Raw genomic sequence first — 25,065 nt, 5'->3', positions numbered from 1 at the left:
AGGGACCCCGGTCGTGACCCCGGTCCGACGAAGCAGTCCCGTGGAGGCACCGCATGCAGGCATGGCAAGTGCACGAGAACGGCGAGCCGAGCGAGGTGATGCGGCTCGAGGAGGTGGAGCGGCCCACGCCCGGTGACGGCCAGGTGCTGCTGAAGGTGCGTGCCGCGAACATCAACTTCCCGGACGTGCTGATGTGCCGGGGCCACTACCAGGTGCGCCCGCCGCTGCCGTTCACGCCCGGTGTGGAGATCTGCGGCGAGACCGAGGACGGCCGCCGCGTGCTCGCCAACCCGGCGCTGCCCTACGGCGGTTTCGCCGAGTACGCCGTCGCGGACGCCGCCGCCCTGCTGCCCGCGCCCGACTCCCTGGACGACGCCGAGGCCGCCGCGCTGCACATCGGCTACCAGACGGGCTGGTTCGGTCTGCACCGCCGCGCCCACCTGGAGGCCGGTGAGACGCTGCTCGTCCACGCTGCCGCAGGAGGGGTCGGCAGCGCGGCCGTACAGCTCGGCAAGGCGGCCGGCGCCACGGTCATCGGCGTAGTCGGCGGGGCCGACAAGGCCGCCGTCGCCCGCGAGCTGGGCTGCGACGTGGTGATCGACCGCAAGAGCGAGGACGTCATCGCCGCCGTGAAGGCGGCGACCGGCGGCCGGGGCGCGGACGTGATCTACGACCCCGTGGGCGGCGAGGCCTACACCCAGTCCACCAAGGTCGTCGCCTTCGAGGGCCGGATCGTGGTCGTCGGCTTCGCGAGCGGCGCGATCCCCAGCCCGGGGCTCAACCACGCCCTGGTGAAGAACTACTCGATCCTCGGCCTGCACTGGGGCCTGTACGGCACCAAGGACCCGAAGCTGATCCCGCACTGCCACGAGCAGCTCACCGAGCTCGCCGCACGCGGCGCGATCAAGCCGCTGGTCAGCGAGCGCGTACCGCTGGACGAGGCCGCGGCCGCGGTGCAGCGCGTCGGCGACGGGGTGACCACCGGCCGGGTGGCCGTCCTGCCGTCCCTCGCGAACGGAGCAGCAGCATGACCGACGTCGCCGAACTCAAGCGCCGCACGGCCGAGTTGCTGGCCGCGCACCCGCCGACCGACACCGACCGCCTGGACTTCCTCAAGGCCCGTTTCGACGCCGGGCTCTCCTGGGTGCACTACCCCGAGGGCCTCGGCGGACTCGACGCACCCCGCTCCCTCCAGGCCGTCGTGGACGCCGAACTGGAGGCCGCAGGCGCCCCGGACAACGACCCGCGCCGCAACGGCATCGGGCTCGGCATGGCCGCGCCGACGATCCTCAAGTACGGCACCGAGGAGCAGAAGCAGCGCTATCTGCGGCCGCTGTGGATCGGCGAGGAGGTCTGGTGCCAGCTGTTCAGCGAGCCCGGCGCCGGCTCCGACCTCGCCGCGCTCGGCACCCGGGCCGTGCGGGAGGGCGACGACTGGATCGTCAACGGGCAGAAGGTGTGGACGTCCGGCGCGCACAACTCCCGCTGGGCCATCCTCATCGCCCGCACCGACCCGAACGTGCCCAAGCACGCGGGCATCACGTACTTCATCTGCGACATGACCGACCCCGGTGTCGAGGTCCGTCCCCTGCGGCAGATCACCGGCGAGGCCGAGTTCAACGAGGTCTTCCTGACCGACGTGCGCATCCCCGACTCCCGCCGCCTCGGCGGGATCGGCGACGGCTGGCAGGTCGCGCAGACCACCCTGAACAACGAGCGCGTCGCCATCGGCGGCATGCGGCTGCCCCGCGAGGGCGGCATGATCGGGCCGGTCGCCAAGACCTGGCGCGAGCGCCCGGAACTGCGCACCCACGACCTGCACCAGCGGCTGCTGAAGCTGTGGGTCGAGGCCGAGGTCGCCCGGCTCACCGGCGAACGTCTGCGCCAGCAGCTGGTCGCCGGGCAGCCCGGCCCGGAGGGCGCCGGCATGAAGCTCGCCTTCGCCCGCCTCAACCAGGAGATCAGCGGCCTGGAGGTCGAACTCCTCGGTGAGGAGGGCCTGTTGTATGACGACTGGACCCTGCGCCGCCCGGAACTGGTGGACTTCACCGGCCGCGAGGCCGGCTATCGCTATCTGCGCGCCAAGGGCAACAGCATCGAGGGCGGGACGAGCGAGATCCTGCTGAACATCGTCGCCGAGCGCGTTCTGGGCCTGCCGTCCGAGCCGCGCACCGACAAGGACGTCGCCTGGAAGGACCTGGCCCGATGAGCACACAGCCCGATCTTCTCTATTCGGAAGAGGAAGAGGCGCTGCGGGCCGCCGTACGGGACCTGCTCGCCGACCACTGCGACGCGCCGGGCGTCATCGCGCGCACCGAGTCCGAGGTCCCGCACGACCTTGCGGCCTGGAAGGCGCTCACCGACGGCATGGGCCTGGCGGGCCTGCTGGTGCCCGAGGCGCAGGGCGGCCAGGGCGCCACACACCGCGAAGTCGCCGTGGTCCTTGAGGAGTTGGGCCGCGCGGTCGCTCCCGTGCCGTACCTCTCCAGTGCCGTCGTCGCCACCGAGGCCCTGCTGGAGTGCGGGGACGAGGAGCTGCTGGGGCGGCTGTCCTCCGGCCGCACCGTCGGCGTGCTCGCGGTCGGGCTGCACCGCGCCCCCGGCACCGCCTTCCCGGCCGCACGGCTGGAGAACGGCGCCCTGCACGGGGAGTTGACCGGCATCGCGGACGCGGTGGCCGCGGACGTGCTGCTGGTGCCGGCCGAGGACGGCGGGCTGTACGCGGTGGACGCGTCCGACGCCACCGTCACCCCGCAGGCGTCCCTCGACCTCACCCGGCCGCTGGCGACCGTCACCCTGAACGGGGCGCGGGCGCGCAGGCTCGGTGTCGCCGAACCCGCCGTCCGGCGCGCCCTGCTGGCCGGGGCCGGACTGCTCACCTCCGAGCAACTCGGCCTCTCCGACTGGGCGTTGACGGAGACTGTGCGCTACCTGAAGGAGCGCAAGCAGTTCAACCGGCCCGTCGGCGGCTTCCAGGCGCTCAAGCACCGGCTCGCCCAGCTGTGGCTGGAGACCGTCAACCTCCGTGCGGCCGCCCGCAACGCGGCCGACGCGCTCGCCACCGGCGGGTCCGGCAAGGAGACGGCCGTCGCGGTCGCCGTCGCACAGGCCTACGCGGGACCGGTCGCCGTGCACGCCGCCGAGGAGGCGCTCCAGCTGCACGCCGGCATCGGCATGACGTGGGAGCACCCGATCCACCTCTACCTCAAGCGGGCCAAGGCCGACTCGATCGCCTACGGCACGGCCGGCGCCCACCGGTCCGCCGTGGCCGAACTCGTCGGTCTGCAAGCACCCTGACGCCGACTCGGTGAAGCCCGCCCCACCTGGGGCGGGCTTTTCCGTGCGGCTGGGCGGAAGGAGTGAACAAGGGGCGGCAGTCCGGCCAACTCCTGGCATGTACAGGTTCATTGAAGGGCGATCCGCCCCATACTCCCTGTGGTTCCGACCCGCCCCACAGGGAGGCAGAACATGGCCCTCACCACCCGCCGCAGAGCCCTCGGCACGTTCGGCGCCGCACTCGCCGCCGTGCTCGCGCCGCCCGCCGGCAGCGCGTTCGCCGAGGGGAACAAGCACCGGCCTCGCCCGTTGTGGCGCGCCCACGCCCACAACGACTACGAACACCCGCGCCCCCTCTTCGACGCCCTCGACCACCGCTTCGGCAGTGTCGAGGCCGACATCTTCCTCGTCGGCGACCAGCTCCTGATCGGCCACACCGCGGACGACCTGGACCCGACCCGCACCCTGGAGTCCCTCTACCTGGACCCGCTGGCCAGGATCGCGAAGGCCAACCACGGCTCTGTGTACCGCGGTTACCGCCGCCCTCTGCAGCTGCTCATCGACATCAAGACCGAGGGCTCGTCGACGTATCTCGAACTCGACCGCCATCTCCAGCGCTACCGGCACCTGTTCACGACGTACGCCCACGGCCGCGTGTACCCCGGCGCGGTCACCAACGTGATCTCCGGCGACCGTGCCGCCCGTACGCCGATGGAGGCCCAGACCGTGCGGCGCGCGTTCTACGACGGCCGGCTCACCGACCTCGGGACCGCCGCGCCCGCCTCCTTCGTCCCGCTGATCAGCGACAACTGGCAGCTCAACTTCACCTGGCTCGGCGAAGGCGCGTTCCCGGACGCCGAGCGGCAGAAGCTGCGCGACATCATCGGACAGGCGCACGAGCGCGGGCAGAAGGTGCGCTTCTGGAACACGCCCGACCTGGCGGGACCGGCGCGCGACGCCCTGTGGAGGGAGCTGCTCGCGGCGGACGTCGACTACTTCAACACCGATGACCTGGCCGGTCTCGAGGCGTTCCTGGACACCCACAAGGCGGCCTGAGGATCTGTCCGGACACCACACGTTCGGGGGACAGGTCAGCCGCCGTGACGGACCCTCCGCTACGCCACACTTACGGCCGATCGCCGTGAACCGGACATGGCGGCGTGGCGGAGGAGGCCGACGATGGCGATTTCCATCTCTGTGGTGGTGCTGCTGACGATCCTGGCGGTGATCTTCCTGCGCAGCGGAGGACTGAAGTTCTCCCACGCGCTGGTGTGCGCGCTGCTCGGCTTCTATCTCGCCGGCACGAGCATCGCGCCCACCATCCACAGCGGTGTCACCGCGACGGCGGAGATCGTCAGCAGCCTGCGGCCGTGATGCTCACTTTCTGCTGAACACCCCGATGCCGTTGGGGACCGGGCGTTCCGCGTCCCCGGACGGGTGGTTGCGCACGGTCACCGCCGAGGCTCCCGGCGCGCGGGTGACCAGGGTCGTCGACCCGCCGCCGTCCAGACTGAAGGCGTCGGTCGAGCCCAACGACCGCATGGCGGCCGCCACTTCGGCGATGGTCAGGCCCTTGCGGTAGTCGGGGGCCCCGTCGAGCGCGAACAGGTACACACGCTTGCCGCCGTTCGCGATGCCGACGGCCGTGCGCACGGCGGCGGTCGTGTCGTCGAGCCCGGCCGGCGGCTTCCCGCCCCTCAGCACCGGGTAGCCGCCGAGCGCGAAGCTGTACGGGATGCGGGAGTGGGCGGCGACCAGCCCGTGCGTGACCTCGACCCGCTCGCCCTTGGCGAACTTCCGCAGCTTCTGCGCGCCCGCCTCCCGGCCGACGAGGACCGTGGTGCCCTTGGCGATGGCGCCGGTGCCCGGACTGTCGGCCGTGGCGACGACACGGCCGCCTCGGACCGTCACCTCGTAGGTGTCCGTGCTGCAGGGGGCGGCCCGGTCGGTGTCAGTGCCGCAGGTGGCGCGGATCCGGGAGACGCTGCCCCAGTCGGAGGTGAAGGCGCCGATCGAACCCACCGGCAGCGCGAACTGGTTCAGCCCTCCGAGCGGCAGCCGTCCGGCCGGTGTTCGGATCGACCCGGTGAGGGTCATGCCGTCGAGCCGGGCCCGGTGGTCGGAACCCACGCCGAGCACGTCCCGGGTGCTGGTGCCGGGCGGCAGCGCGGGCCCGAAGCGCTGGCCGTCGGGGACCGCCGCCTTGAGCACGTGCCCGTGCGTGATCGCCGGGCCGTCGGTCGAGCCCGTCGCCTCCACGCCCGGATGCTGGGTCTCGGTGATGTTGAAGAAGTCGCCGTTGACGCCCGCGACGGCGCCCTGCTGGTCGGCCAATTGGGAGACGGGCGCCCTCGCGGCCACCGCTCCCGGATACAGCAGGCCGAGGTGTACGTGGCTGTTGCGCAGGTCCACGGTGACCACGTGCGCGTGGGTCAGGCCCTTGGCGCCCTGGATGTCGTACTGCCGGTAGGTGACTCCCGGCGCGAGTGCGGTGGAGCTCTGCACGCCGCTGGCCGGTGCCGCCCCCACCAGGGCCGCACCGGCCAGCGCGCCGAATGCCGTGAGAAACGCCAGTGCGGATCTCACCGGCGTCCGAACCGTTCTGTCCGACCTGACTGCCGCTCTGCCCGCCTTGACCGCTGCGGACCGCCCTTGACGATGCGTCACAGTTCCCCCTGAGGGATCGTCAACTGTCTGGTGTCTCAGGGGAAGTGCAGCAGATCAGGGCGGCCCTCGGGATGGCTATGCGTCGACGACGCGAGAACGGGTGAGAAAACGCACCCCCTCGGGTGCTTCCAGCGAGAAACCGCTGCCGCGGCCCGCCATGACGTCCACGATCAGCCGGGTGTGGCTCCAGACCTCGTACTGACTGCGCGACATCCAGAACGTCACCGGCTCGGCCACCCCCTCGACCTGCAGTTCCGCGAGCAGCACGTCCGAGTTCCCGGTCCGGAACTCGCCCTCCGGGTAGCACATGGGCGCGCTGCCGTCGCAGCAGCCGCCGGACTGGTGGAACATCAGCGGCCCATGGGTGGCCCGCAGGTGCCGCACCAGATCGGCGGCCGCGGGCGTGAGTTCGACGCGCGGGGTCTCCTCGTACTGCGGGATCTGCTCAGCCATGGCACCAGGGGAGCAGGGGGAAGGTTGCGAGAGGGTTGCACCCGCTTCACCGGCCTGCGGCGCCGGCGCGTACGGACGCGGGGCGCCGCGCTCGCCCGACGGCCTCACGTCACCTAGTCCCCAAACGACCCACTCGGGGTGGCACCTGAGCGTGCCGCGCTTATGCTGTCCAGTTCCGCGATGGCGATTGCCGCCTCCCTGCGCACATCGGCGACAGGGTGGGTGAGGAAGGGCTCGATGGGCGCTCGCGCCCGCTCGTCATGAGTCGCCGACAGGCTGAACAGCACGTACTCCAGCAGCATGGGGTCGAAGGCGCCGATGTTGTCCGCCAGTGGCTCGACGACCGCGTAGGGGAGCTTGTACCGGACTCCCGCCTCAGCCACGGCATGCAGGGCGGACTCCCCCACCGCGTGGTCCCCGGCAGTCAGCGCCAATTGGACAAGCCGTCCGGCGACTCGCTCGGCCTCAGCCTGCTCCAGACACGCCCAGCCCAGCAGGTCACCCAGGTTGTCGGCCCAGATTGCGCGCCGGCGCGCGTCTGCGCTGCTCAGCGTCGTCCATGCCAGTTCCAGCTGTTGCAGGCGCTGTCGGTACGACGGGACGGGTGAACCCCCGGTCGAGTGCGATCGAGGGCTCACCATGCTGTCCAACAACCTTTCGGCTAACGGGCGTTGTACGGCTCCACCCTCAGTCTGGCCGTCGACGCCGCCTCCGCGGGCCACGACGCCGTGATGGTGCGGGACTCGCCGGGGAGGAGCCAGAGGTAGTTGTCACTGTAGAGGGCGGGCAGCACCCGGTGGCCCTTCGCGTCGACGAGGGAGACGCGGACCATCGGCGCCACCGAGGAGCCGCGGTTGCGCAGGCGTGCCGAGAGTTCCCGGCGGGTGCCCGACGTGCGGGTTCCGGTGGTGTCGACCGAGACACGGGACGGTGCGAGGGCGCTCAGCGCCTGCATGTCCTCGGGCTCGGCGTAGCGCCAGTAGGTGTTCTCGGAGAGCAGCGTGCCGTGCGCGTCCGCCAGGCGCAGGCGCAGCAGGTGGAGTGCCGGCAGGCCGTCCACGCCGGCCAGGGTGAACGCGTTCGCCGTCGACGAGGATGGGACGTCCACGGTCTTGTGCTGCTCGGCACCGAGGGCGCGGCCGGACAGGTCGTAGCGGCGGGCGGAGACCGTGGCGCCCTTGATCGTGCCGGGGGTGTGGTTGACGGCGATCACCGTGCCGTCCCTGGCGCCCAGCTGCACATGCACGGGCTCACCGGCCTTACGGGCCCCGTAGTAGGCGCCGTTGACGTCGAAGTCGTAGTCGTACGTCTGCCACACCGTGCTGTACCAGGCCGGGTGGGACATCCACAGCATCAGCCCGCTCGCGTCGTCCCACAGGTGGGCGTTCCAGGCCTCGAACATGGCGCGGTGGTTCTCGTAGTTGACGAACTGCGCCTTGCGGCAGAAGTCGTCGAGGTCCTTGGCCGTGCCGAGCCGGCTCTCGATGGCCGCGCGGTAGTTCTGCGGCGCCTGATTCCCCTTGGTGCTCCAGTCGTGGTAGTACCAGGCGCCGCCGATCGGCCACTCCGGTTCGTCGCCGATCAGGTTGCGCATCGACTCCGCGGTCGGCACGACCGGCATGCCGATCTCGGTGTGGAAGCCGAAGCTACCGCTGCCGTAGGTGGTGGGGGAGTTGTAGCGCTCCGGCTCCACCCAGCCGTACGGGCCGCCGCCGGAGACGATCCCGCCCGCCGAGTTGTTCTGGTACAGCACGTCCGGCGCCTGGCCGCGCACCGCCGCCCGCATGCCGTCGTCGACGGGACCGGGCGGGTTGCCCTCGTTGGCGCCGCACCACACGACGACGCTCGGGTGGATGCGGTAGCGGCGCACCGTGTCCTCGGCCAGGTCCAGGAAGCTCTTGTGGTCCGGCGGGTCCATCCCCCAGGCGTTGGGGAAGTCGTTCCACACCAGCAGCCCGTGCTCGTCGCAACTGGCGAAGAACTCCTCGCGGTTCGAGCTCCCCACCCAGTTGCGGATCATCGTGAAGTTCATGTCCCGGTGCATCCGCACCGCGGTGTCCGTGCGCGAGGCCGGCATACGGCGCAGCAGCTCGTCCCAGCCCCAGTTGCCGCCGCGGCAGAACACCCGCACACCGTTGACGCTGATCTTCAGCGGGACGGTGTTGTTGTCGACCGCCTTCACGTCCGTCCATGTCTCGCCGTCGTCGGAGACCTGGATCGTGTACGTCTTCGCGTACGCCGTCTCCCACAGGATCGCCACGCGGTCGAACCGTACCGAGGAGCCGAGGTCGACCTGGATCCACTGCTCGTCCTCGAAGGAGGAGGACCAGCGGGAGTTCGGGTCGCCGTCGGTGGCGTTGGCCGCCTTGTGGTCGTCCTCGTCGGCCGACGACGCCGTGGCCTGCTGGTGCAGTGCGAGATCCTTGCCGGGCGCGGCGCTGTCCAGGACCGACAGGCTCCACATGGAGGCGCCCCAACTCGTCGCCCGCTCATGGCAGAAGACCCGCAGATGCCTAGCGGTTTGCGCGGTGAAGTCCACGGTCTGCAGGGCCGCGGAGCCGCTGCTGCGGAACGGCAGCGGGACCGCCGTGTTGTCGACGTCCGCCGCGTCGGTCCAGTTGTCGCCGTCGTCGGAGACCTGGACCGTGAAGGTGCGGGCGTAGGCCTGCTCCCAGGTGATGACCACGCGGTCGAAGGAGACGGACGAGCCCAGGTCGACGCGGATCCACTGGTCGTCCTCGAAGGACGAGGACCAGCGGGTGCCGTCGTCACCGTCGGTGGCGTTGGAGGCCTTGTTGCCCGGGGCGTCGACGGAGGAGGCGGTGGCGTCCTTGTGCAGGGCGAGATCGGTGTCGGGCGCGGAGCTGTCGGCCACCGACAGCGCCCACATGGACGAGCCCCAACTGGTGTCCCTGGTACGGCACATGATGCGCACGTGGCGGGCCGTGCGGCGGGTGAAGGTCACGGTCTGCGCGTACGCGTCGCTGCCGGACTGGAAGGTGAGCGGCACGTCCGACTCGTAGCCGAACTGGCGTATTCCGAAGCGGGTGGTGCGCTTGTCGCTCTGGGCGCCGCCGACCGTGGCGGTGAGGGTGAGATCGTGCAGGGCCGGGTCGCCGTAGCCGTTGGGCCACCACAACTTCGGGTTTCTCACGCGCAGTTGTGCGTAGTCTGCGGGCGTGAAGGTGACGTCCACCGTCTTGCCGCCGGGGACCGTGACCGTCCGGGTCAGCCGGGTGCCGTCGAAGGAGGCGGCTACGGTGACGCTCCGGTCGTCGGCGTCCGCGTTGCGCACCGGGACGACGATCGTCAGCTCGGCGGTGCCGGTGGCGGGCAGGTCGGGCAGCCGGGTGTCCACCCTGGGGTCGCCGAGGACCGCGGCGCCCGTGGAGCGCAGCCGGACGTGGTTCCAGATGCCGGCCGCGCGGTCGCGCACCGCGGGCATCCAGTCCCAGCCCGAAGAGGCCAGGTAGGTGGGCGAGTTGCGGTTCATCATGTTGGCCCCGGCGTCGACCCACGACGAGCCCGACGGGCCCTTGTCGCCCGGGCTGCCGGGGAACGGCATGGGCGTGATCTTCACGGCCAGCGCCTGCTCGCCATCGCTACCGGTGCCGGTGCCGCCCGCGTCACCGCCGTCACCGTCGCCGTCGCCGATCAGGCTCGTCACGTCGAACGCGGCGCGGGCGAACGGGAAGGTCACATCGCCGACCCGGGTGCCGTTCAGCCACACCTCCGCCGTGTGGTTGACCCCGTCGAACTCCAGCCAGACGTGCCGTCCGGCGCCGGTGCGCAGGCCCTTGGGGAGGTCGAACGCGCGCCGGTACCACCAGGAGTGCCGCGAAAGGGCCTCCGGGACATGGAGGTTGTTCAGGCCGGCCACCGGGTCGGGCAGCTTGCCCTGGTCCACCAGCGAGGTCAGCACGGTGCCGGGCACCGTCGCGGGCAGCCAGCGGCTGGTGTCCGCCGAGGGCTTCGACAGCGCGGCGCCGTCCGCGCCGGCCCAGTCGTCCATGGTCAGGTCCCAGCCCGACTCCAGCGGTACGGTGCCGTCCGCGGCGACCTTCAGGGCCGGGGGAGTGCGGTGGTGGGTGCCCCAGTCGGTCCAGCCGGTGACGTGCGGACGTTCGTCGTCGCAAGTGCCGTACACCTGGAGGCCGTTGAGGCCCAGCGGGTTGGCGTTGGACCGCTTGTGCACGGTCATGCGGACCCAGCGTGCGGTGACCGGCTTCGCCAGCCCGATCTCCACCTCCCCGCCCTCGCCGGAGGTGGTGCTGTACACCTGCGTCCACGCCTCGTGGTCCCGCGACGTCTCGACGACGAAGTCCACCGCGCAGCTGGAGAGGATCTCCTGTCCCGTGGTGTCGGTGCGCGGATTGCCGCCGGGGGCCTCGACGTACGGCGGGTCGTCCGAGGTCGCCTCGAAGGTGAGGTGGACCGAGTGGACCGCGCACAGCGCCTGGAGGTCGACGGAGATCCACTGCGGGTCACCGGCGGCGGCCCGCCACCCGGTGCCGCGCACGCCCGCCGCAGGGACGCCGTCGACCGCGAACTCGGCCGGCGTGGGCGCGTAGTCCGTGGAGGACGCCGCGACGGGACGGTAGGCGGCGAGCTCGCCGGACTGCTTGGGCCGTCCGGAACTCGACGCGAGGGCGTCGGCGGGAAAGACGGTGCCGAGGCCGAAACCGGCGAGGAGCGTGGACCCGGTGGAGAGCAGGGTGCGACGCGACGGTCTGAAGGACTGGTCCGACATGAACTGCGGCTCCGATCAGCGACATTGACCTCTGACAACGTTGCCAAACAGTGCACCGGGGCCCCGGTGGTGTCAAGGCCCGCGACGACCGCCACCGGGTTGTTTGAATAAATTAGGAATTAATATTGACAGGGTTCCGGCCACGGGCCACAGTCTTCGCCGTGACGACTTCACCCCTGCAAGGACTGGCGGCGACCGCCGCCATCGCGACCGTTCTCAGCGTGACCGCCGCCCCCACGGCCACCGCGCAGAGCGCCGTGGACCAGGGCGCTCCCGCGTACTACGACAGCGGTCTCGCCCCCAAGCCCTACATGGGCTGGAACACCTACTACGGCCTCGGCGCGCCCACCGAGAAGGAGGTGCGCGCGGTCGCCGACAAGCTGGTCGGCAGCGGTCTGCGCGACGCCGGCTACGACATCGTGTGGCTCGACGGCGGCTGGCAGGCCGACAACCCCCGTGACGCACAGGGGCGGTTGACGGCCAACCCGGAGCGTTTCCCCTCCGGCATCCCCGCGCTGGTCTCCTATTTGCACGAGCGAGGGCTGCGGGCCGGTATCTACACCGACGCCGGCGCCTACGACGGGGGCAAGAGCTGCGGGCTCGGCAGCCGTGGATATTACGACCAGGACGCGCGGCAGTTCGCGGACTGGAAGATCGACGCGATCAAGGTCGACTTCCTGTGCGGGATCGGTGCGAAGCTCGATCCGGGGCCCGCTTTCAAGGAGTTCAGCGACGCCGTCGCCAAGTCCGGCCGCAAGATGCTGCTGAACCTGTGCAACCCGCTCACCGACGACTGGGGCCTGCCGCACACCCCCGAGCAGGACGCGCACAACACCTACCTCTACGGCCCGACCACCGCCGACTCCTGGCGCACGGGCACCGACATCGCCTGGGGCACCGCGAGCCCCGGCCAGTGGCCCAACATCCTGCGCAACATGGACGCCAACGCCTGGCACCCGGAGGCGCAGGGCCCAGGCCACTACAACGACCCGGACTACCTCATCCCCATGCGGAAGATGACCGACGGGACGTACGAGCTGACACAGGAGGAGTCCACCAGCCAGTTCGTGATGTGGGCCGAGATGGGCTCGCCGCTGATGCTGGGCTCCGACCCGCGCACCCTGTCCGACTCGATGCTCGGCACGCTGCGCAACCCGGAGATCATCGCGGTCGACCAGGACCCGCTCGCCGTCCAGGGCGTACGGGTGGCGACCGACTCGGTCGGCGACGTCTACAGCAAGGTCCTCCAGGGCCACGGCCGTCGGGCCGTCGTCCTGCTCAACCGCTCCGACAAGGCCGCCCAGCGGACGGTGCGGTTCGCCGACGCCGGCCTCGGCGGCCAGGTGCAGGTCCGCGACCTGCGGGCACGCGCCGACCGGGGCACGCACACGGACTCCTACACCGTCGAGGTCCCCGCGCACGGCACCGCGTTGCTGAAGCTGACCGGCGCGGACGCCGTGCCGGGCGCGAACCTGGGCGAGAGGACGTCGGCGAGCCCGGCCGTGGTGCGCGACGGCTCCGGGCTGACCACTTTCTTCCGCGGTCCGGACGGCTCGCTCGTTCAGCACACGGACGGCGGACGGACCGGTGAGCTGGGCGGTCCCACGCACGGCAGGATCCTCGGCCAGCCCGCCGCCTACGCCTCCGCCGGCGGCCGCATCGACGTCTTCGTGCGCGGCACCGACGACCGTGCCTACCGGCGGGTGCACGACCACGGCCGCTGGAGCCAATGGCAGTCCCTGGGCGGGCAGTTGACCGACGCCCCCTCGGTGGCCTTCACCGACCCCACGCACTGGACACTCCTCGCACGCGGCGCCGACGGCGCGGTGGTGCAGCGCGGCCCGTCGACCGGCTGGTCCTCGCTCGGACTCCCGGGTGACAAGCCGACGTACGGCCGTCCCTCCGCCGTCGTCGACGGCACGGGCCGCGTCCACGTCGCCGTACGCACGGCCGCGGACGACATCTGGACCCGGACGCGGGACGCCTCGGGCCAGTGGTCGGCGTGGAGTTCCCTCGGCGGGACCGTCAGCGGCAGCCCGACGCTGGTCGCCACCGGGGACACGGTGGTGCTGTACGCGCGGGCCGCCGACTACACGCTCTGGCAGCAGCGGTACGCCGACGGCGCCTGGCAGGGCTGGAGCAAGCACCAGGAGTTCCCGAGCGCGGCCTTCGACGGCTCGCTCGGCGCGGTCGCCGGACCGGACGGAGCCGTGGGCGCGGTCTTCCGCGGAGTCGACGGCTACCTGCACCGCATCCCGTTCACATAAATTAGGAATCAATCATGGCCAACCTTCAGCCCAGTCGCCGCCGGGTCCTCGCCGGCCTCGGTGCCGCCGGGACCGCGGCACTGCTCAGCGGCTGCGTCACCTCGACCTCCTCGGGCAAGACGTCCTCCAAGGGCGATGTGACCCTCCAGTCCAACCTCTCGGCCCCGCAGGCCAAGACCGCGATGGAGGACATCGTCGCGGCCTACGCCAAGCAGGGCTCCGGCAAGGCGAGTCTGAACACGGTCGCCGCCGAGACCTTCCGCACCCAGCTGCCGACGTACCTCACCTCGGCCAACCCGCCGGACGTCTACACCTGGTACCCCGGCTCGGTGGCGGACGCGTACGCCAAGAAGAACCTGCTCCTCGACCTCGACGAGGTGTGGAACTCCTCGCCCGACCTCAAGCGCTACTCCAAGGCGCAGAACCGGCTGTGCACCTCCAGCTCGGGCAAGAAGGTGTTCGTGCCCGCCACCTACTACTGGTGGGGCATGTTCTACCGGAAGTCCAACTTCGCCAAGTGGGGCGTGCGCGAACTCCCCAAGAGCTGGGACGACTTCCTCGACCTGTGCGACAAGCTCAAGAGCAAGGGCATCGCGCCGATCGGGCTCGGCGCCGGCGGCAACACCCCCTGGGTGGCGTCGGCCTGGTTCGACTACCTCGACATACGGATCAACGGCGCCCAGTACCACCGCGAACTCCTCGCCGGGAAGCACCGGTTCGACGACCCCGAGGTGCGCAAGGTCTTCGACCGCTGGCAGGAGGTGCATCCGTACTTCGACCCGAACGGCGTCGCCATCCCCTTCCAGGACGCCACGACCGCTCTGCTCAACGGCCACACCGGCATGATGCTCATCGGCACCTTCTTCGCCGACGCGGCGCCCAAGAGCGCCCTGGACGACATCGACTTCTTCCGCTTCCCGATCATCGACGCCAAGGTCCCGCTCGCCGAAGAGGCCCCCGTGGACGGCTACTTCGCCAGCGCCCGCACCGGCCGCCGCGAGCAGGTCTACGACCTGATGCGCTACCTCGCCACCGCGGAGGCTCAGGAGACCTACATCAAGGGCTCATCCGGAACCGTCCTGCCCTGCAACCCCGACGCCAAGGACGCCGGGACCGCGCTGGTGAAGAAGGGCCGCGAGCACGTCGCCTCGGCCGCCGAGATCACCCAGTTCTTCAACCGCGACTCCAGCGACGCGCTCCAGCCCACCGCGGACACCGCGCTGACCAAGTTCCTGGCCAAGCCCAGGTCGATCGGCTCCATCCTGACCGACTGGCAGCGCGACGCCGAGAAGATCTGGAACGCCTGAGATGGCCGTCCTGACCGCACCCGAACGGAAGTCCCAGGTCCGCACGCCAGCAGGCGGCAAGCGGGCCCGGGGCTCCCGGCGCACCCCACCCCTCGTCCTCGCCTTCGTCCTGATCCCGCTGCTCGCGGAGTCCGTGTGGGTCTTCTGGCCCGCCCTGCAGGGCTTCTACCTCGCCCTCACCAAGTGGGACGGCGTCTCGGCGCCGCAGTTCGTCGGCCTGGACAACTTCCGGGAGATGGCCCACGACGACGTCTTCCGCAGCGCGGCCGGCCACACCGTGCTGTGGCTGGTCGTCTTCGGCGGACTGTCCGCCGTCCTGGGGCTCGCCGCCGCCCTCCTGCTCCAGCAGGAGCGGCGGGGCGTCGGCTTCTACCGTGCCGCCCTCTTCCTGCCCGTCGTCTTCTCGCTGGTCGCCACCGCCCTCGTCTGGCAGGCGATCTACCAGCCCGACGGCGTCCTCAACCGCCTGCTGGACTCCGTCGGCCTCGGCAGCCTCCAGCACCCCTGGCTCGCCGACCAGGACACCGCCCTGTACGCGGTGATCGTGCCCGCGCTGTGGCGGCAGATCGGCTACGTCATGGTCCTTTACCTGGCCGGCCTCAAGGGCATCGACCCGGCGCTCTACGAGGCCGCCAAGGTTGACGGCGCGAGCGCCTGGCAGCGCTTCCGCCACGTCACCCTGCCCCAACTGCGCAGTGTCAACGCGGTCGTTGTGTCCGTCATCGTCATCGACTCGCTGCGCTCCTTCGACGTCGTGTGGTCACTGACCCGCGGCGGCCCCTACCACTCGTCCGAGCTGCTGAGCACCTACATGTACTCAACCGCCTTCCAGTCCCTGCGACTTGGTTACGGCTCCGCCCTCGCCGTCGTCATCTTCGTGCTGGCCTTCGGCGTCATCGCCTCCTACCTCGTCCGCGCGTTCCGGGAGGCCGACTGATGTCCGCCAACTCCGCGGCGGTGCGCCGCAAGCGGGCCGCGACGGCCGGATTCCACCTCGGCGCCGGCGCGCTGGCCGTCCTGTGGCTGCTGCCCATCGTGCTGGTCCTGGTGACCAGCCTGCGCTCCTTCGACGACATCGCCGCCCACGGCCTGGGCAGCTGGCCACGATCCTTCACGTTGTCCAACTTCGGCCAGGCGTGGTCCGACGGGGGACAGCAGCGGGCCCTGATCAACAGCCTGATCGTGACCGTGCCCTGCGTCCTGATCACGCTCGCCCTCGCCGCGATGGCAGCGTTCGCCCTCAGCCGCTACGAACTCCCCTTCCGCCGCGCGCTGTTGCTGCTCATGCTCGGCGGCAACCTGCTGCCGCCGCAGATCCTGCTCATCCCGGTCTCCAAGCTCAGCGAGATGATGGGCGTCTACGACACCCTGCCCGCGCTGATCGGCGTGCAGATCGGCTTCGGCGTCGGCTTCTACGTCTTCGTCCTGCACGGCTTCATGCGGTCGATCCCGCCGGAGATCCAGCAGGCCGCGGTCGTCGACGGCGCCGGCCCCTGGCAGATCTTCTGGCGGATCATCCTGCCGCTGACCCGTCCCGCCCTGGCCGCGCTGAGCGCCCTGTCCTTCACCTGGATCTTCAACGACCTGCTCTGGGCGATCACCGTCCTGCGCAGCGACACCAAGATGCCGATCACCGCCGCCCTCATCGGACTTCAGGGCCAGTACGTGTCGATGTGGAACGTGATCGCCGCTGGCTCGGTCATCGCCGCCGCACCCACGGTCGCCGTCTTCCTCCGCTTCCAGCGGCACTTCGTGGCCGGACTCAACCTGGGAGCGGTCAAGTGACGTACCGGCGCTGGACCTTGCGCACCGAGCACACGAGCTACACCGTGCGCCTGTCCCCGGACGGCCCGTGGGCCGAGCTCGACGCCTGGGGCCCGCCCGGCGTCGAGGACGGCCCCTCCGCCCTGGACTGGTCGCACCGCACCCACTTCATCACGCCCGCCGACGCGGCCCCCGCCGAGTATCTGCCGTACGGACTACGGCCGTTCACCGGCGCCGACCTCGTGGCAGCCCGTCCCGGTGAGGAGCGGGGCGTGTGGTGGGAGTTCGAGGGAGCCGAGGAGGGCGAGGGCACGCTGCGGCTCGCTTTCGCCGACGACCTGCTCGGTCTGCGTACGGTCCTGTGCTACGAGAGCGTGCCGGGCACGGACGTGATCCTGCGCTGGACGGAACACACCGCCCGCGATGAGGAGCTGCGGCTGGAGCGGTTCGACTCGGCCGCCGTGAACATCCCCGTCACGGGGGCGGCGGCCACGCTGACGTATCTGAGCGGGCAGTGGTCGCAGGAGTTCCGGCGCACCGAACTCGACCTGCCCCGGGGCACGTTCAGCATCGGCAGCCTCCAAGGTGCGCCTGGCCACGCGTACGCGCCCTGGCTCGCCGTGCAGGACGGGGAGGCGGCGTACGGCATCGCCCTGGAGTGGTCCGGCAACTGGCACATGACGGCGGAGGCCGAGCCGGGCGGCAGCGTGCGCGTGCGCGCCGGGCGGGTCCCGCACGAGGGCGCCGTACTGCTGGCCGCCGGTGAAACCCTCGTGACACCCCGCCTGGCCTGCGCCTTCAGCCCGGAAGGGCTCGACGGCCTGTCCCGCGTCTGGCACCGCTACGAGCGCCGGCTGACCGGCGAGCGGCTGCACCGCCCGCGCAAGGTGCTCTACAACTCCTGGGAGGCGACCGGCTTCGACGTCGAGGCGGCCGGACAACTGGAACTGGCCAAGGTGGCCGCCGACATCGGCGCCGAGCTGTTCGTCGTGGACGACGGCTGGTTCACCGGGCGCGGCGACGACACCGGGGGACTGGGCGACTGGTACCCCGACCCGGCGGCGTTCCCGGACGGCTTCGGCCGGTTCGTCGACGACGTCCGCGCGCTGGGACTGGACTTCGGCCTGTGGGTCGAGCCCGAGGCCGTCAGTCCCGACAGCCGCCTGTACGCCGAGCACCCCGAATGGGCCTACCGGATCGAGGGCCGGCCCGCCCGCCTGGTCCGCAACCAGCTCCTGCTCGACCTCGGCCGTACGGACGTCCAGGACTTCGTGATCGGCACGCTCGACCGGCTCCTCGGGGCCCACGCCATCAGCTACCTGAAGTGGGACATGAACCGCCCGCCGACCGAGCGCGCCCGCCCCGGCGCCGGTCCCGCCGACCGCCTCGACCTCGACGCCGAGCACGTCGCCGGCTACCTGCGCGTCCTCGACCACCTGCGCACCGCCCACCCCGGCGTGACCGTCGAGGGCTGCGCGGGCGGCGGCGGACGGATCGAGCACGCCACGATCGCCCGTACCGACGTCGTGTGGCCCAGCGACAACACCGCCCCGCTGGACCGGCTCGCCACCCAGTACGGCTTCCTGCACGCGCACGCCCCGCACGTCATGAGCTCCTGGGTCACCGACGCTCCCGGCGTCTTCGACCCGCGTCCGCGCAGCCTCGCCTTCCGCTTCGTCAACGCCATGTGCGGGGTCCTGGGCGTGGGTGCCGACCTGCGCGCGTGGTCGCCGGAGCAGCGGACGGAGGCCGCGAGCTGGATCGCCCGCTACAAGGAGGTGCGGCACGTGATGCACCATGGGGAGGCGCGGCTGCTCGGCAGCCCGGAGGACCCGGCCTGCGGGGTGCAGTACGACGCCGGCGAGCGGACCGTCGTCGCCGCGCTGAGCACCGGCCGCCTGGACGGCGCCCCGCTGCTGCCCGGCCGTCCCGACCGGCTGCGGCTGCGAGGGCTCGACCCTGCGGCGCGCTACCGCGACACGGCGACCGGGACGACGTACGGCGGGGCCCATCTGCTCCACTACGGGCTCCCGTTCGCCTGGAGCGCCGAGCACGACGCCGACCTGGTCGTGCTGACGCGTGAACCTGGCCGTGCCGATACGCGAACCTCGTCGTGGTGACACGTGAGTGAGCCCCTTATGTTTTCCAGCAAGCCCTTTCCCGCGAAGGAGTCGGATTCCACGATGGACCAGCCCGCACGACGGCACGGCGCCCGCTTCACCGGCCGCACGGCCGTGGTCACCGGAGCCGCCTCCGGCATCGGAGCCGCGACCGCCGCACGCCTGGCCGAGGAGGGAGCCGGCGTGGTGCTCGCCGACGTCGCCGAGGAGCGCGGCGAGGCGGTGGCCAAGCGGATCATCAAGGACGGCGGGCGGGCCCGGTTCGTGACCGCCGACGTCGCCGCCGAGGAGGACTGGGCGCGGGTCGCCGCCGCCGCGCGCGCCTTCGGGCCGGTGGACGTACTGGTCAGCAATGCCTTCACCGTCGACGTCACGCCCGCCCACGAGATGACCCTGCCGTCCTGGCAGCGCCAGCTCGACGTCAACCTGACCGGCAGCTTCCTCGGAGTGCGGGCTCTCCTGCCCGATCTCCGGGCGCGGCAGGGAGCGGTGGTACTGACCTCGTCCGTCCACGCCCACCGCGGCATCCCCGGCCACCCCGCCTACGCCGCCTCCAAGGGCGCCCTGCTCTCCCTGTGCGGCCAGCTCGCCGTCGAGTACGGGCCCGAGGTGCGGGTCAACGCCGTCGTACCGGGCCCGATCCTGACCGGGGCCTGGGACAGGGTGCCCGAGGACGAGCGCGAGCGCAGCGTCGCCGAGACGGCCGCCCGGCGGTTCGGGACGCCCGAGGAGGTGGCTGCGGCCATCGCCTTCCTCGCCGCCGACGAGGCGTCCTACATCACCGGTACGAGCCTCGTCGTGGACGGCGGCTGGAGCGTCGTGAAGGCCTCGGCATGAGCGCGCACACCGTGAAGCGGACGCCCACCGTGAAGCAGACGAAGAAAGGCTGTACGACATGACGCCCTATGCCCGCCGCGGCGTGCACGGCCAGACCGTGGAGGCACTCGCCCGCCGCATCCTGGGCGGCGAGATCCCCGAGGGGGCCACGCTCGACCTGGTGGCGCTGCAGAGCGAACTGGACGTGAGCCTGACCGCCCTGCGCGAGTCCCTGAAGGTGCTCGCCGCCAAGGGCATGGTCGACGCCCGCCAGAAACGCGGCACCTTCGTCCGCGCCCGGGCCGACTGGAACCTGCTCGACGCCGACGTGCTGCGCTGGCAGTTCGAGGGCGGCCGGGCAGGCGAGGCCGACCGGGCACTGCTGCACAACCTCGCCGAGGTCCGGGCGATCATCGAGCCCGCAGCCGTCCGCCTGGCCGCCGAGCGCCGCACCGACGCCGACCTGGCCGCCCTGGACGAGGCGATCACGGCGATGGGGGAGGAGGACGCCGGGCCCGCGCACGCCGTCGAGGCCGACCTCGCCTTCCACCGCGCCCTGCTCACCGCCACCCACAACGAACTTCTCGAACGCATGGAGATGGTGATCGAGTCCGGTCTCGCCCACCGCGACCGCATCGTGCACAGCTCCCCGCACAGCGAGGACCCCATACCGGCCCACCGCGCCGTCCTGGACGCCGTACGCGAGCAGGATCCGCCGTCCGCCGAGGCCGCCATGCGGGCCCTGCTCGACCAGGCCGGCCGCGACCTGGACCGGATCGGCACCGCCGACGACGAGGACGACGAGACGGAAGGCACCATCCCCCAGTGAAGATCACCCGTATCGAAACCTTCCTGGTCCCACCGCGCTGGCTGTTCTGCCGCGTGGAGACCGACGACGGCGTGGTCGGCTGGGGAGAGCCCGTGGTGGAGGGCCGCGCCGAGGTCGTGCGGGCCGCCGTGGACGTGCTCGCCGAGTACCTCGTCGGCCAGGACCCGCTGCGCATCCAGGACCACTGGCAGGTCCTCACCAAGGGCGGTTTCTACCGGGGCGGCCCGATCCTCTCCAGCGCCGTCGCCGGGCTCGACCAGGCGCTGTGGGACATCGCCGGCAAGACCTACGGCGCCCCGGTGCACGCCCTGCTGGGCGGCCCCGTGCGCGACCGGGTCCGGGTCTACGCCTGGGTCGGCGGCGACGAGCCCGCCGAGCTCGGCGAGCAGATCGCCGAACAGGTGGAGGCCGGCTTCACCGCGGTGAAGATGAACGGCGCCGGAGCCACCTCGCCGGTCTCCACCGTCGCCGAGACCGCGGCCGTCGTCGCCCGCGTGGCCGCCGCCCGGGAGGCCCTGGGCCCGGACCGCGACGTCGCCGTCGACTTCCACGGCCGCTTCAGCGCCGCCGCCTCGCGCCGCGTCCTGGCCGAACTCGCCCCGCTGCACCCGCTGTTCGTGGAGGAGCCGGTCCTGCCCGAGCAGAGCCATCTGCTGCCGGGCCTGGTCACCTCCACCTCCGTGCCACTGGCCACCGGCGAACGCCTCTACTCCCGCTCCGAGTTCCTGCCCGTCCTCACCGCCGGCGTCGCCGTGGCCCAGCCCGACCTCTCGCACGCAGGCGGTATCTCCGAGGTCCACCGCATCGCCTCACTCGCCGAGACCTACGGCGCCCAGCTCGCCCCGCACTGCCCACTCGGTCCGATAGCGCTGGCGGCGAGCCTCCAAGTCGCCTTCGCCACACCGAACTTCCTCATCCAGGAGCAGAGCCGCGGCATCCACTACAACAAGGGCGCGGATCTGCTCTCGTACGTCGTCGACGCCGAGCCTTTCCGGTTCGTGGACGGGTACGCGCCGCGCGGCGACGCGCCCGGGCTCGGCATCACCGTCGACGAGGCCGCCGTGCGGGCTGCGGACCGCACCGGGCACACCTGGCGCAACCCGGTGTGGCGGCATGCCGACGGCTCGTTCGCGGAGTGGTGAGGGGCAAGTGGTGACGGTGGGGTCACTGGGATCGCTGGAGATCGTCACCGATGCGGCGCACGGCGGGCGTTGGACCTCGCTGAACGCGGGCGGGCGGGAATGGCTGTGGCGGCGGGAGGGGACCGGGCGCGACGAGGTCGTGCCGGGGGACGCCTTCGTGGACGCGGGTGGGCTTGAGGAGTGCGTGCCGACCGTGCGGGGGACGCCCGATCACGGTGATGCGTGGTCGCGGGCGTGGACGAGCGGCGGGGCCGGGACGGAGAGCGTGAGCTGTGAGCAGTTCTCGCTGAGCCGGACCGTTGGGGAGGAAGGCCGGGTCGACTACGTGCTCCGGGCCGACCCCGGCTTCCGGTTCGTGTGGGCCGCGCACGCCCTGCTCGAACTCTCGCCTCGGGCGACCGTACGGCTGCCCGAGGGGGCGAGCACCCGGCTGTACCCGTCGGCGAACGACTCCTGGGTCAAAGGCAGTTGGCCGACACCCGACGGATCGCGCCTGGACCGCTTCGGCCCGGACGACGGAACGGCGGTCGGAGCGGTCGTCGACGCCGATCGCGCGTGTGTCCACGACGACGAGGACCGCCTGTCGTTCACCCTCGAAGTTCTCGGAGTCCTCGAAGACCCCGGAGGTGGGGCTCAGCCCGTGTCGATCGCGCTGTGGCGCAACCTCGGTGGCTTCCCGGACGCCGACCCCTACCGCAGCACGGGCGTCGAGCCGATGCTCGGCCGCGTCTTCGACCTGGCCGAGGCGGGCTCCGGCGACGCCGCGGAAGTGCCCGCGTCCGGCGAGGTCCGCTGGCGGCTCATTGTGACCGCGGGCTGCAACTGCCCCTGAAACCCTATGTATTGGAGCACCTCTCATGGATCTACGAGCGGCCCTGGCCGCCCACCGACTCGTCGCCATCGTGCGCGGGGACGACCCCGCCGCCGCCCTGCGCACCGTGCTGGCCCTGGCCGCCGAGGGCATCGAGCTGATCGAGGTCTCCCTGACCGGCAAGGACGCCCTCACCGTCATCGGGCAGGCCCGGCAGGCGCTCGGCCCCGACCGTGCTCTCGGCGCGGGAACGGTCCTGACGGCGGACGACGCCCGGGCCGCCCGTGGGGCGGGAGCGGACTTCGCGGTCACTCCGGCGCTCGGCGAAGGCGTCGCCGCCGCACGGGACTTGGGCCTGCCGGTCCTGGCCGGGGTGATGACACCGACCGAGATCGTGACCGCCCGCGGCCTCGGCGCCGCCGCACTGAAGATCTTCCCGGCCGCGCAGGCCGGTGGACCCGCCTACGTCAAGGCGCTGCGCGGGCCGTTCCCCGACGCGCCGTTCGTGCCGGTGGGCGGAGTCGACGAGACCGCCGCGCGCGCCTATCTGGCGGCCGGTGCGACCGCGGTCGGCGTCGGCTCGCCGCTGATCGGGGACGCGGCGGACGGCGGCAGTATCACGGAACTGAGGGAGCGGGCCCGTGCTTTCAGGGCAGTGGTGGGGGAGGTCGCGTGATGACCACCTTGGTGTCGGGTGAGGTGCGGGCGCTGTGACCGCCCTTGCACCCGACGAATCCCTCCGCCCCGACCGCCTTGAACTCGGTGAAGGCATCCGCTGGACCGGCTCCGGCATCGTGCTGGTCGACATCCTTGCGGGCCGGCTGCTGGCCGCGCCCGACGATCCCACCGCGCCCCTGAAGGAACTGGCCCAGCTGCCCGTCCCGTTGGGCGCGGTCGCCCCCGTCACCGGCCGCCCCGGCACCTGGATCGCCGCCGCGGGCACGGGCATCGGCCTGCTCGCCCTCGATGGAACGCAGACCTGGCTGGCGCGCCCCGAGGACGGCGCCCCGCTCCCCATGCGGATGAACGACGCGGCCACGGACCCCTCCGGCCGGTTCTGGGCGGGCAGCATGGCCTACGACGCCGACGAGGGAGCCGGCTCGCTGTACCGGGTCGACCACGACGGCACGGTGACACGCGTCCTGGACAACATCACTGTGCCGAACGGGCCGGCGTTCACAGCCGACGGCACCTCGATGTACCTCGCCGACAGCGCACGAGGCGTTGTCCGCCGCTACCCGGTCGACCCGGCGACCGGCGAACTCGGCACACCGGAGCCCTTCGTGACCATCGGCGACGGCAGCCCCGACGGCATGACCGTCGACGTCGAAGGAGCCGTGTGGATCGCGGTCTGGGGCACCGGGACCGTACGTCGACATCTGGCGGACGGCCGGCTCGACCGCACCCTGCGCCTGCCCGCGAGCCGGCCCGCCGGCGTCTGCCTTCGGGAGGACGTCCTGCACATCACCACGGCCCGCGTGGGCCTGACCGCACCCGGCCCGCTCGACGGCGCCCTGTTCACCGCCCGCGTCGACGTGCCGGGGACACCGGCCGCCGCCTACCGCCCCTCCCCGGAGGTGTCATGAACGGCGTGCCCGGCATCCCGTTCCCGCCGGACGGCCCTGTCGTCTGCATCGGCGAGACCATGGCCGCCCTGGCGCCCACCCCGAGCGGCCCCCTCGACACCGCCGAGGACCTGCGCCTGTCGGTGGCCGGAGCCGAGTCGAACGTCGCCATGTACCTCGCGGATCTGGGTCGTAGCGTGTCCTGGCTCTCGGCGCTCGGCGACGACGCGTTCGGCCGCCGGGTGCGCGCGGCCGTGGCCGCCTCGGGCGTCGACGTCATGGGCGTACGGACCGATCCGCAACGGCCCACCGGCCTGCTGGTGAAGGACCCGGGCCGCGACCGCACGCGCGTCCACTACTACCGCAGCGGTTCGGCCGCCTCTGCCCTCGGACCCGACACGCTGGACGACGAGCGGGTGCGCTCGGCAGCGCTCGTGCACCTCACGGGAGTGACCCCCGCGCTGTCCCCGTCCTGCCGGGACCTGGTGGAACGGGCGTTGGCCACCCCGCCGACGCCGGAACGCCCGTACGCCGTCAGCTTCGACGTCAACCACCGCCCGGCGCTGTGGCCGGAGGGCACGGCGGCCACCGTGCTGCGCGACCTGGCCGACCGAGCGGACATCGCCTTCGTCGGCCTCGACGAGGCGCAGGATCTGTGGGGCGCCGAGCTCGAACCGGCCGACGTGCGGCGGCTGTTGAAGGGCCCGCGCATCCTCGTCGTCAAGGACGGAGGACTCGCCGCCCACGCCTTCACCGAGTCCGACGAGGACGTGTGCACCGTTCCCGCCCTGCCCGCGGAGGTCGTGGAGCCCGTCGGCGCGGGCGACGCCTTCGCCGCCGGTTTCCTGACGGGCCTGCTGCGCGGCGAGGACCTGCGGCGCGCCCTGCGGCTCGGCCACATCACCGCCTCGTCGGCCCTCCGGGTGACGGGCGACCACGGCCCACTGCCGGACGCCGTCATGATCGCGACGCTCCTCGACCTCGGCGACGAGGAGTGGTCGTCAGGGGCCGTCGCTGGGTGCGGTAGCCGTGGAAGGTCACCGGCCGGCGGGTCTTGAAGCCGAGCCGTTCGTAGAGGGCGATCGCGTTGGCGTTCGCCTCGGCGACGTGCAGGGAGGGACGTTCCTGGCGAGAGAGGATGTGATGACCGCCGTCATGACGATGACACCGGTGCACATGCACGAGCACGGTCACGGCACCGCCGCCTCCGGCCTGGTCATCGCCATCCACGTCGGCGCCGTGTATCTGCCCTCGCCGCCGACCGGCTGGCTGGCTGGTCGACCGCTACGGCCCCAGAC

The 25,065-nt window shown here is 71.8% G+C and carries 21 protein-coding genes and 1 pseudogene; 17 read left to right on the top strand and 5 right to left on the bottom strand.

Annotated features, from left to right (window positions below; genetic code table 11):
• The first annotated feature begins 53 nt into the window (after positions 1–53).
• The 5 genes from ACGFYN_RS21760 (at position 54) to ACGFYN_RS21740 (ending at position 4,650) form a co-directional block, all read left to right on the top strand.
• Entirely contained in the window at positions 54–1,031 is a 978-nt protein-coding gene (locus ACGFYN_RS21760) for an NADPH:quinone oxidoreductase family protein (protein ID WP_393867488.1), read from the top strand.
• The gene (locus tag ACGFYN_RS21755) at positions 1,028–2,209 is read left to right on the top strand and encodes an acyl-CoA dehydrogenase family protein (RefSeq protein ID WP_393867487.1); all 1,182 of its coding nucleotides are present in this window, start codon (positions 1,028–1,030) and stop codon (positions 2,207–2,209) included. The genes ACGFYN_RS21760 and ACGFYN_RS21755 overlap by 4 nt, the downstream gene beginning before the upstream one ends.
• Positions 2,206–3,297 (top strand): acyl-CoA dehydrogenase family protein, encoded by a 1,092-nt coding sequence (locus ACGFYN_RS21750; protein WP_393867486.1) that lies wholly within the window; start codon positions 2,206–2,208, stop codon positions 3,295–3,297. The genes ACGFYN_RS21755 and ACGFYN_RS21750 overlap by 4 nt, the downstream gene beginning before the upstream one ends.
• Positions 3,298–3,468: 171 nt before the next feature.
• Positions 3,469–4,332 (top strand): phosphatidylinositol-specific phospholipase C/glycerophosphodiester phosphodiesterase family protein, encoded by an 864-nt coding sequence (locus ACGFYN_RS21745; RefSeq protein WP_393867485.1) that lies wholly within the window; start codon positions 3,469–3,471, stop codon positions 4,330–4,332.
• A gap of 123 nt (positions 4,333–4,455) precedes the next feature.
• Complete coding sequence (locus ACGFYN_RS21740) at positions 4,456–4,650, top strand: hypothetical protein (RefSeq protein WP_393867484.1); 195 nt, start codon at positions 4,456–4,458, stop codon at positions 4,648–4,650.
• 3 nt (positions 4,651–4,653) lie between these two features.
• Here the strand turns inward: ACGFYN_RS21740 and ACGFYN_RS21735 are convergent, their stop codons facing one another.
• The 4 genes from ACGFYN_RS21735 to ACGFYN_RS21720 all read right to left on the bottom strand — a co-directional run bounded on the left by ACGFYN_RS21735 (position 4,654) and on the right by ACGFYN_RS21720 (position 11,146).
• Entirely contained in the window at positions 4,654–5,862 is a 1,209-nt protein-coding gene (locus tag ACGFYN_RS21735) for a phosphodiester glycosidase family protein (protein WP_393867483.1), read from the bottom strand.
• A 156-nt stretch (positions 5,863–6,018) separates the two neighbouring features.
• Positions 6,019–6,396: a DUF779 domain-containing protein gene (locus tag ACGFYN_RS21730; protein WP_393867482.1), complete on the bottom strand. Its 378-nt coding sequence runs from the start codon at positions 6,394–6,396 to the stop codon at positions 6,019–6,021.
• A gap of 113 nt (positions 6,397–6,509) precedes the next feature.
• Positions 6,510–7,037 carry a HEAT repeat domain-containing protein gene (locus ACGFYN_RS21725; RefSeq protein ID WP_393867481.1) on the bottom strand — a complete coding sequence of 176 codons (528 nt, stop codon included), beginning with the start codon at positions 7,035–7,037 and terminating at the stop codon, positions 6,510–6,512.
• Between the two features lie 20 nt (positions 7,038–7,057).
• Entirely contained in the window at positions 7,058–11,146 is a 4,089-nt protein-coding gene (locus ACGFYN_RS21720) for a discoidin domain-containing protein (protein ID WP_393867480.1), read from the bottom strand.
• A 161-nt stretch (positions 11,147–11,307) separates the two neighbouring features.
• On the opposite strand from ACGFYN_RS21720, the gene ACGFYN_RS21715 reads away from it, so the two are divergent.
• The 12 genes from ACGFYN_RS21715 (at position 11,308) to ACGFYN_RS21660 (ending at position 24,825) form a co-directional block, all read left to right on the top strand.
• Complete coding sequence (locus tag ACGFYN_RS21715) at positions 11,308–13,413, top strand: glycoside hydrolase family 27 protein (RefSeq protein WP_393867479.1); 2,106 nt, start codon at positions 11,308–11,310, stop codon at positions 13,411–13,413.
• 14 nt (positions 13,414–13,427) lie between these two features.
• Positions 13,428–14,720 carry an ABC transporter substrate-binding protein gene (locus tag ACGFYN_RS21710; RefSeq protein ID WP_393867478.1) on the top strand — a complete coding sequence of 431 codons (1,293 nt, stop codon included), beginning with the start codon at positions 13,428–13,430 and terminating at the stop codon, positions 14,718–14,720.
• 1 nt (position 14,721) lies between these two features.
• Positions 14,722–15,657 carry a carbohydrate ABC transporter permease gene (locus tag ACGFYN_RS21705; RefSeq protein ID WP_393867477.1) on the top strand — a complete coding sequence of 312 codons (936 nt, stop codon included), beginning with the start codon at positions 14,722–14,724 and terminating at the stop codon, positions 15,655–15,657.
• Complete coding sequence (locus tag ACGFYN_RS21700) at positions 15,657–16,505, top strand: carbohydrate ABC transporter permease (RefSeq protein ID WP_393867476.1); 849 nt, start codon at positions 15,657–15,659, stop codon at positions 16,503–16,505. Before ACGFYN_RS21705 ends, ACGFYN_RS21700 begins: the two co-directional genes overlap by 1 nt.
• Positions 16,502–18,604, top strand: a complete 2,103-nt coding sequence (locus ACGFYN_RS21695) for an alpha-galactosidase (protein ID WP_393867475.1) — start codon at positions 16,502–16,504, stop codon at positions 18,602–18,604. Before ACGFYN_RS21700 ends, ACGFYN_RS21695 begins: the two co-directional genes overlap by 4 nt.
• A gap of 63 nt (positions 18,605–18,667) precedes the next feature.
• Entirely contained in the window at positions 18,668–19,441 is a 774-nt protein-coding gene (locus tag ACGFYN_RS21690) for an SDR family NAD(P)-dependent oxidoreductase (protein ID WP_393867474.1), read from the top strand.
• A 58-nt stretch (positions 19,442–19,499) separates the two neighbouring features.
• A complete protein-coding gene (locus ACGFYN_RS21685; RefSeq protein WP_393867473.1) occupies positions 19,500–20,249 on the top strand; it encodes a FadR/GntR family transcriptional regulator in 750 nt (249 codons plus the stop codon).
• A complete protein-coding gene (dgoD, locus tag ACGFYN_RS21680; protein WP_393867472.1) occupies positions 20,246–21,391 on the top strand; it encodes a galactonate dehydratase in 1,146 nt (381 codons plus the stop codon). The genes ACGFYN_RS21685 and dgoD overlap by 4 nt, the downstream gene beginning before the upstream one ends.
• 10 nt (positions 21,392–21,401) lie before the next feature.
• Positions 21,402–22,223: a hypothetical protein gene (locus tag ACGFYN_RS21675; protein WP_393867471.1), complete on the top strand. Its 822-nt coding sequence runs from the start codon at positions 21,402–21,404 to the stop codon at positions 22,221–22,223.
• Positions 22,224–22,248: 25 nt separating this feature from the next.
• Positions 22,249–22,878, top strand: a complete 630-nt coding sequence (locus ACGFYN_RS21670) for a bifunctional 4-hydroxy-2-oxoglutarate aldolase/2-dehydro-3-deoxy-phosphogluconate aldolase (protein WP_393867470.1) — start codon at positions 22,249–22,251, stop codon at positions 22,876–22,878.
• Between the two features lie 34 nt (positions 22,879–22,912).
• Positions 22,913–23,788 carry an SMP-30/gluconolactonase/LRE family protein gene (locus tag ACGFYN_RS21665; protein ID WP_393867469.1) on the top strand — a complete coding sequence of 292 codons (876 nt, stop codon included), beginning with the start codon at positions 22,913–22,915 and terminating at the stop codon, positions 23,786–23,788.
• Positions 23,785–24,825 carry a sugar kinase gene (locus ACGFYN_RS21660; RefSeq protein ID WP_393867468.1) on the top strand — a complete coding sequence of 347 codons (1,041 nt, stop codon included), beginning with the start codon at positions 23,785–23,787 and terminating at the stop codon, positions 24,823–24,825. Before ACGFYN_RS21665 ends, ACGFYN_RS21660 begins: the two co-directional genes overlap by 4 nt.
• Here the strand turns inward: ACGFYN_RS21660 and ACGFYN_RS21655 are convergent.
• Positions 24,785–24,907, bottom strand: a pseudogene (locus ACGFYN_RS21655) (GNAT family N-acetyltransferase); the annotation flags it as partial. The gene ACGFYN_RS21660 and the pseudogene ACGFYN_RS21655 overlap by 41 nt on opposite strands.
• Positions 24,908–25,065 lie beyond the last annotated feature (158 nt).

The sequence above is a fragment of the Streptomyces sp. NPDC048419 genome (assembly GCF_043200415.1).
Classification (GTDB): domain Bacteria; phylum Actinomycetota; class Actinomycetes; order Streptomycetales; family Streptomycetaceae; genus Streptomyces.
Note: the sequence above shows the minus strand (reverse complement) of the source record. Positions and strands in the feature narration are given on the sequence as shown.

What these genes read in the sequence shown, in the direction of transcription:
- ACGFYN_RS21760 (WP_393867488.1), top strand. Translation starts at nt 54, where the DNA reads ATGCAGGCATGGCAAGTGCACGAGAACGGCGAGCCGAGCGAGGTGATG.
- ACGFYN_RS21755 (WP_393867487.1), top strand. Translation starts at nt 1,028, where the DNA reads ATGACCGACGTCGCCGAACTCAAGCGCCGCACGGCCGAGTTGCTGGCC.
- ACGFYN_RS21750 (WP_393867486.1), top strand. Translation starts at nt 2,206, where the DNA reads ATGAGCACACAGCCCGATCTTCTCTATTCGGAAGAGGAAGAGGCGCTG.
- ACGFYN_RS21745 (WP_393867485.1), top strand. Translation starts at nt 3,469, where the DNA reads ATGGCCCTCACCACCCGCCGCAGAGCCCTCGGCACGTTCGGCGCCGCA.
- ACGFYN_RS21740 (WP_393867484.1), top strand. Translation starts at nt 4,456, where the DNA reads ATGGCGATTTCCATCTCTGTGGTGGTGCTGCTGACGATCCTGGCGGTG.
- ACGFYN_RS21730 (WP_393867482.1), bottom strand. Translation starts at nt 6,396, where the DNA reads ATGGCTGAGCAGATCCCGCAGTACGAGGAGACCCCGCGCGTCGAACTC.
- ACGFYN_RS21725 (WP_393867481.1), bottom strand. Translation starts at nt 7,037, where the DNA reads ATGGTGAGCCCTCGATCGCACTCGACCGGGGGTTCACCCGTCCCGTCG.
- ACGFYN_RS21720 (WP_393867480.1), bottom strand. Translation starts at nt 11,146, where the DNA reads ATGTCGGACCAGTCCTTCAGACCGTCGCGTCGCACCCTGCTCTCCACC.
- ACGFYN_RS21710 (WP_393867478.1), top strand. Translation starts at nt 13,428, where the DNA reads ATGGCCAACCTTCAGCCCAGTCGCCGCCGGGTCCTCGCCGGCCTCGGT.
- ACGFYN_RS21705 (WP_393867477.1), top strand. Translation starts at nt 14,722, where the DNA reads ATGGCCGTCCTGACCGCACCCGAACGGAAGTCCCAGGTCCGCACGCCA.
- ACGFYN_RS21700 (WP_393867476.1), top strand. Translation starts at nt 15,657, where the DNA reads ATGTCCGCCAACTCCGCGGCGGTGCGCCGCAAGCGGGCCGCGACGGCC.
- ACGFYN_RS21690 (WP_393867474.1), top strand. Translation starts at nt 18,668, where the DNA reads ATGGACCAGCCCGCACGACGGCACGGCGCCCGCTTCACCGGCCGCACG.
- ACGFYN_RS21685 (WP_393867473.1), top strand. Translation starts at nt 19,500, where the DNA reads ATGACGCCCTATGCCCGCCGCGGCGTGCACGGCCAGACCGTGGAGGCA.
- ACGFYN_RS21670 (WP_393867470.1), top strand. Translation starts at nt 22,249, where the DNA reads ATGGATCTACGAGCGGCCCTGGCCGCCCACCGACTCGTCGCCATCGTG.
- ACGFYN_RS21660 (WP_393867468.1), top strand. Translation starts at nt 23,785, where the DNA reads ATGAACGGCGTGCCCGGCATCCCGTTCCCGCCGGACGGCCCTGTCGTC.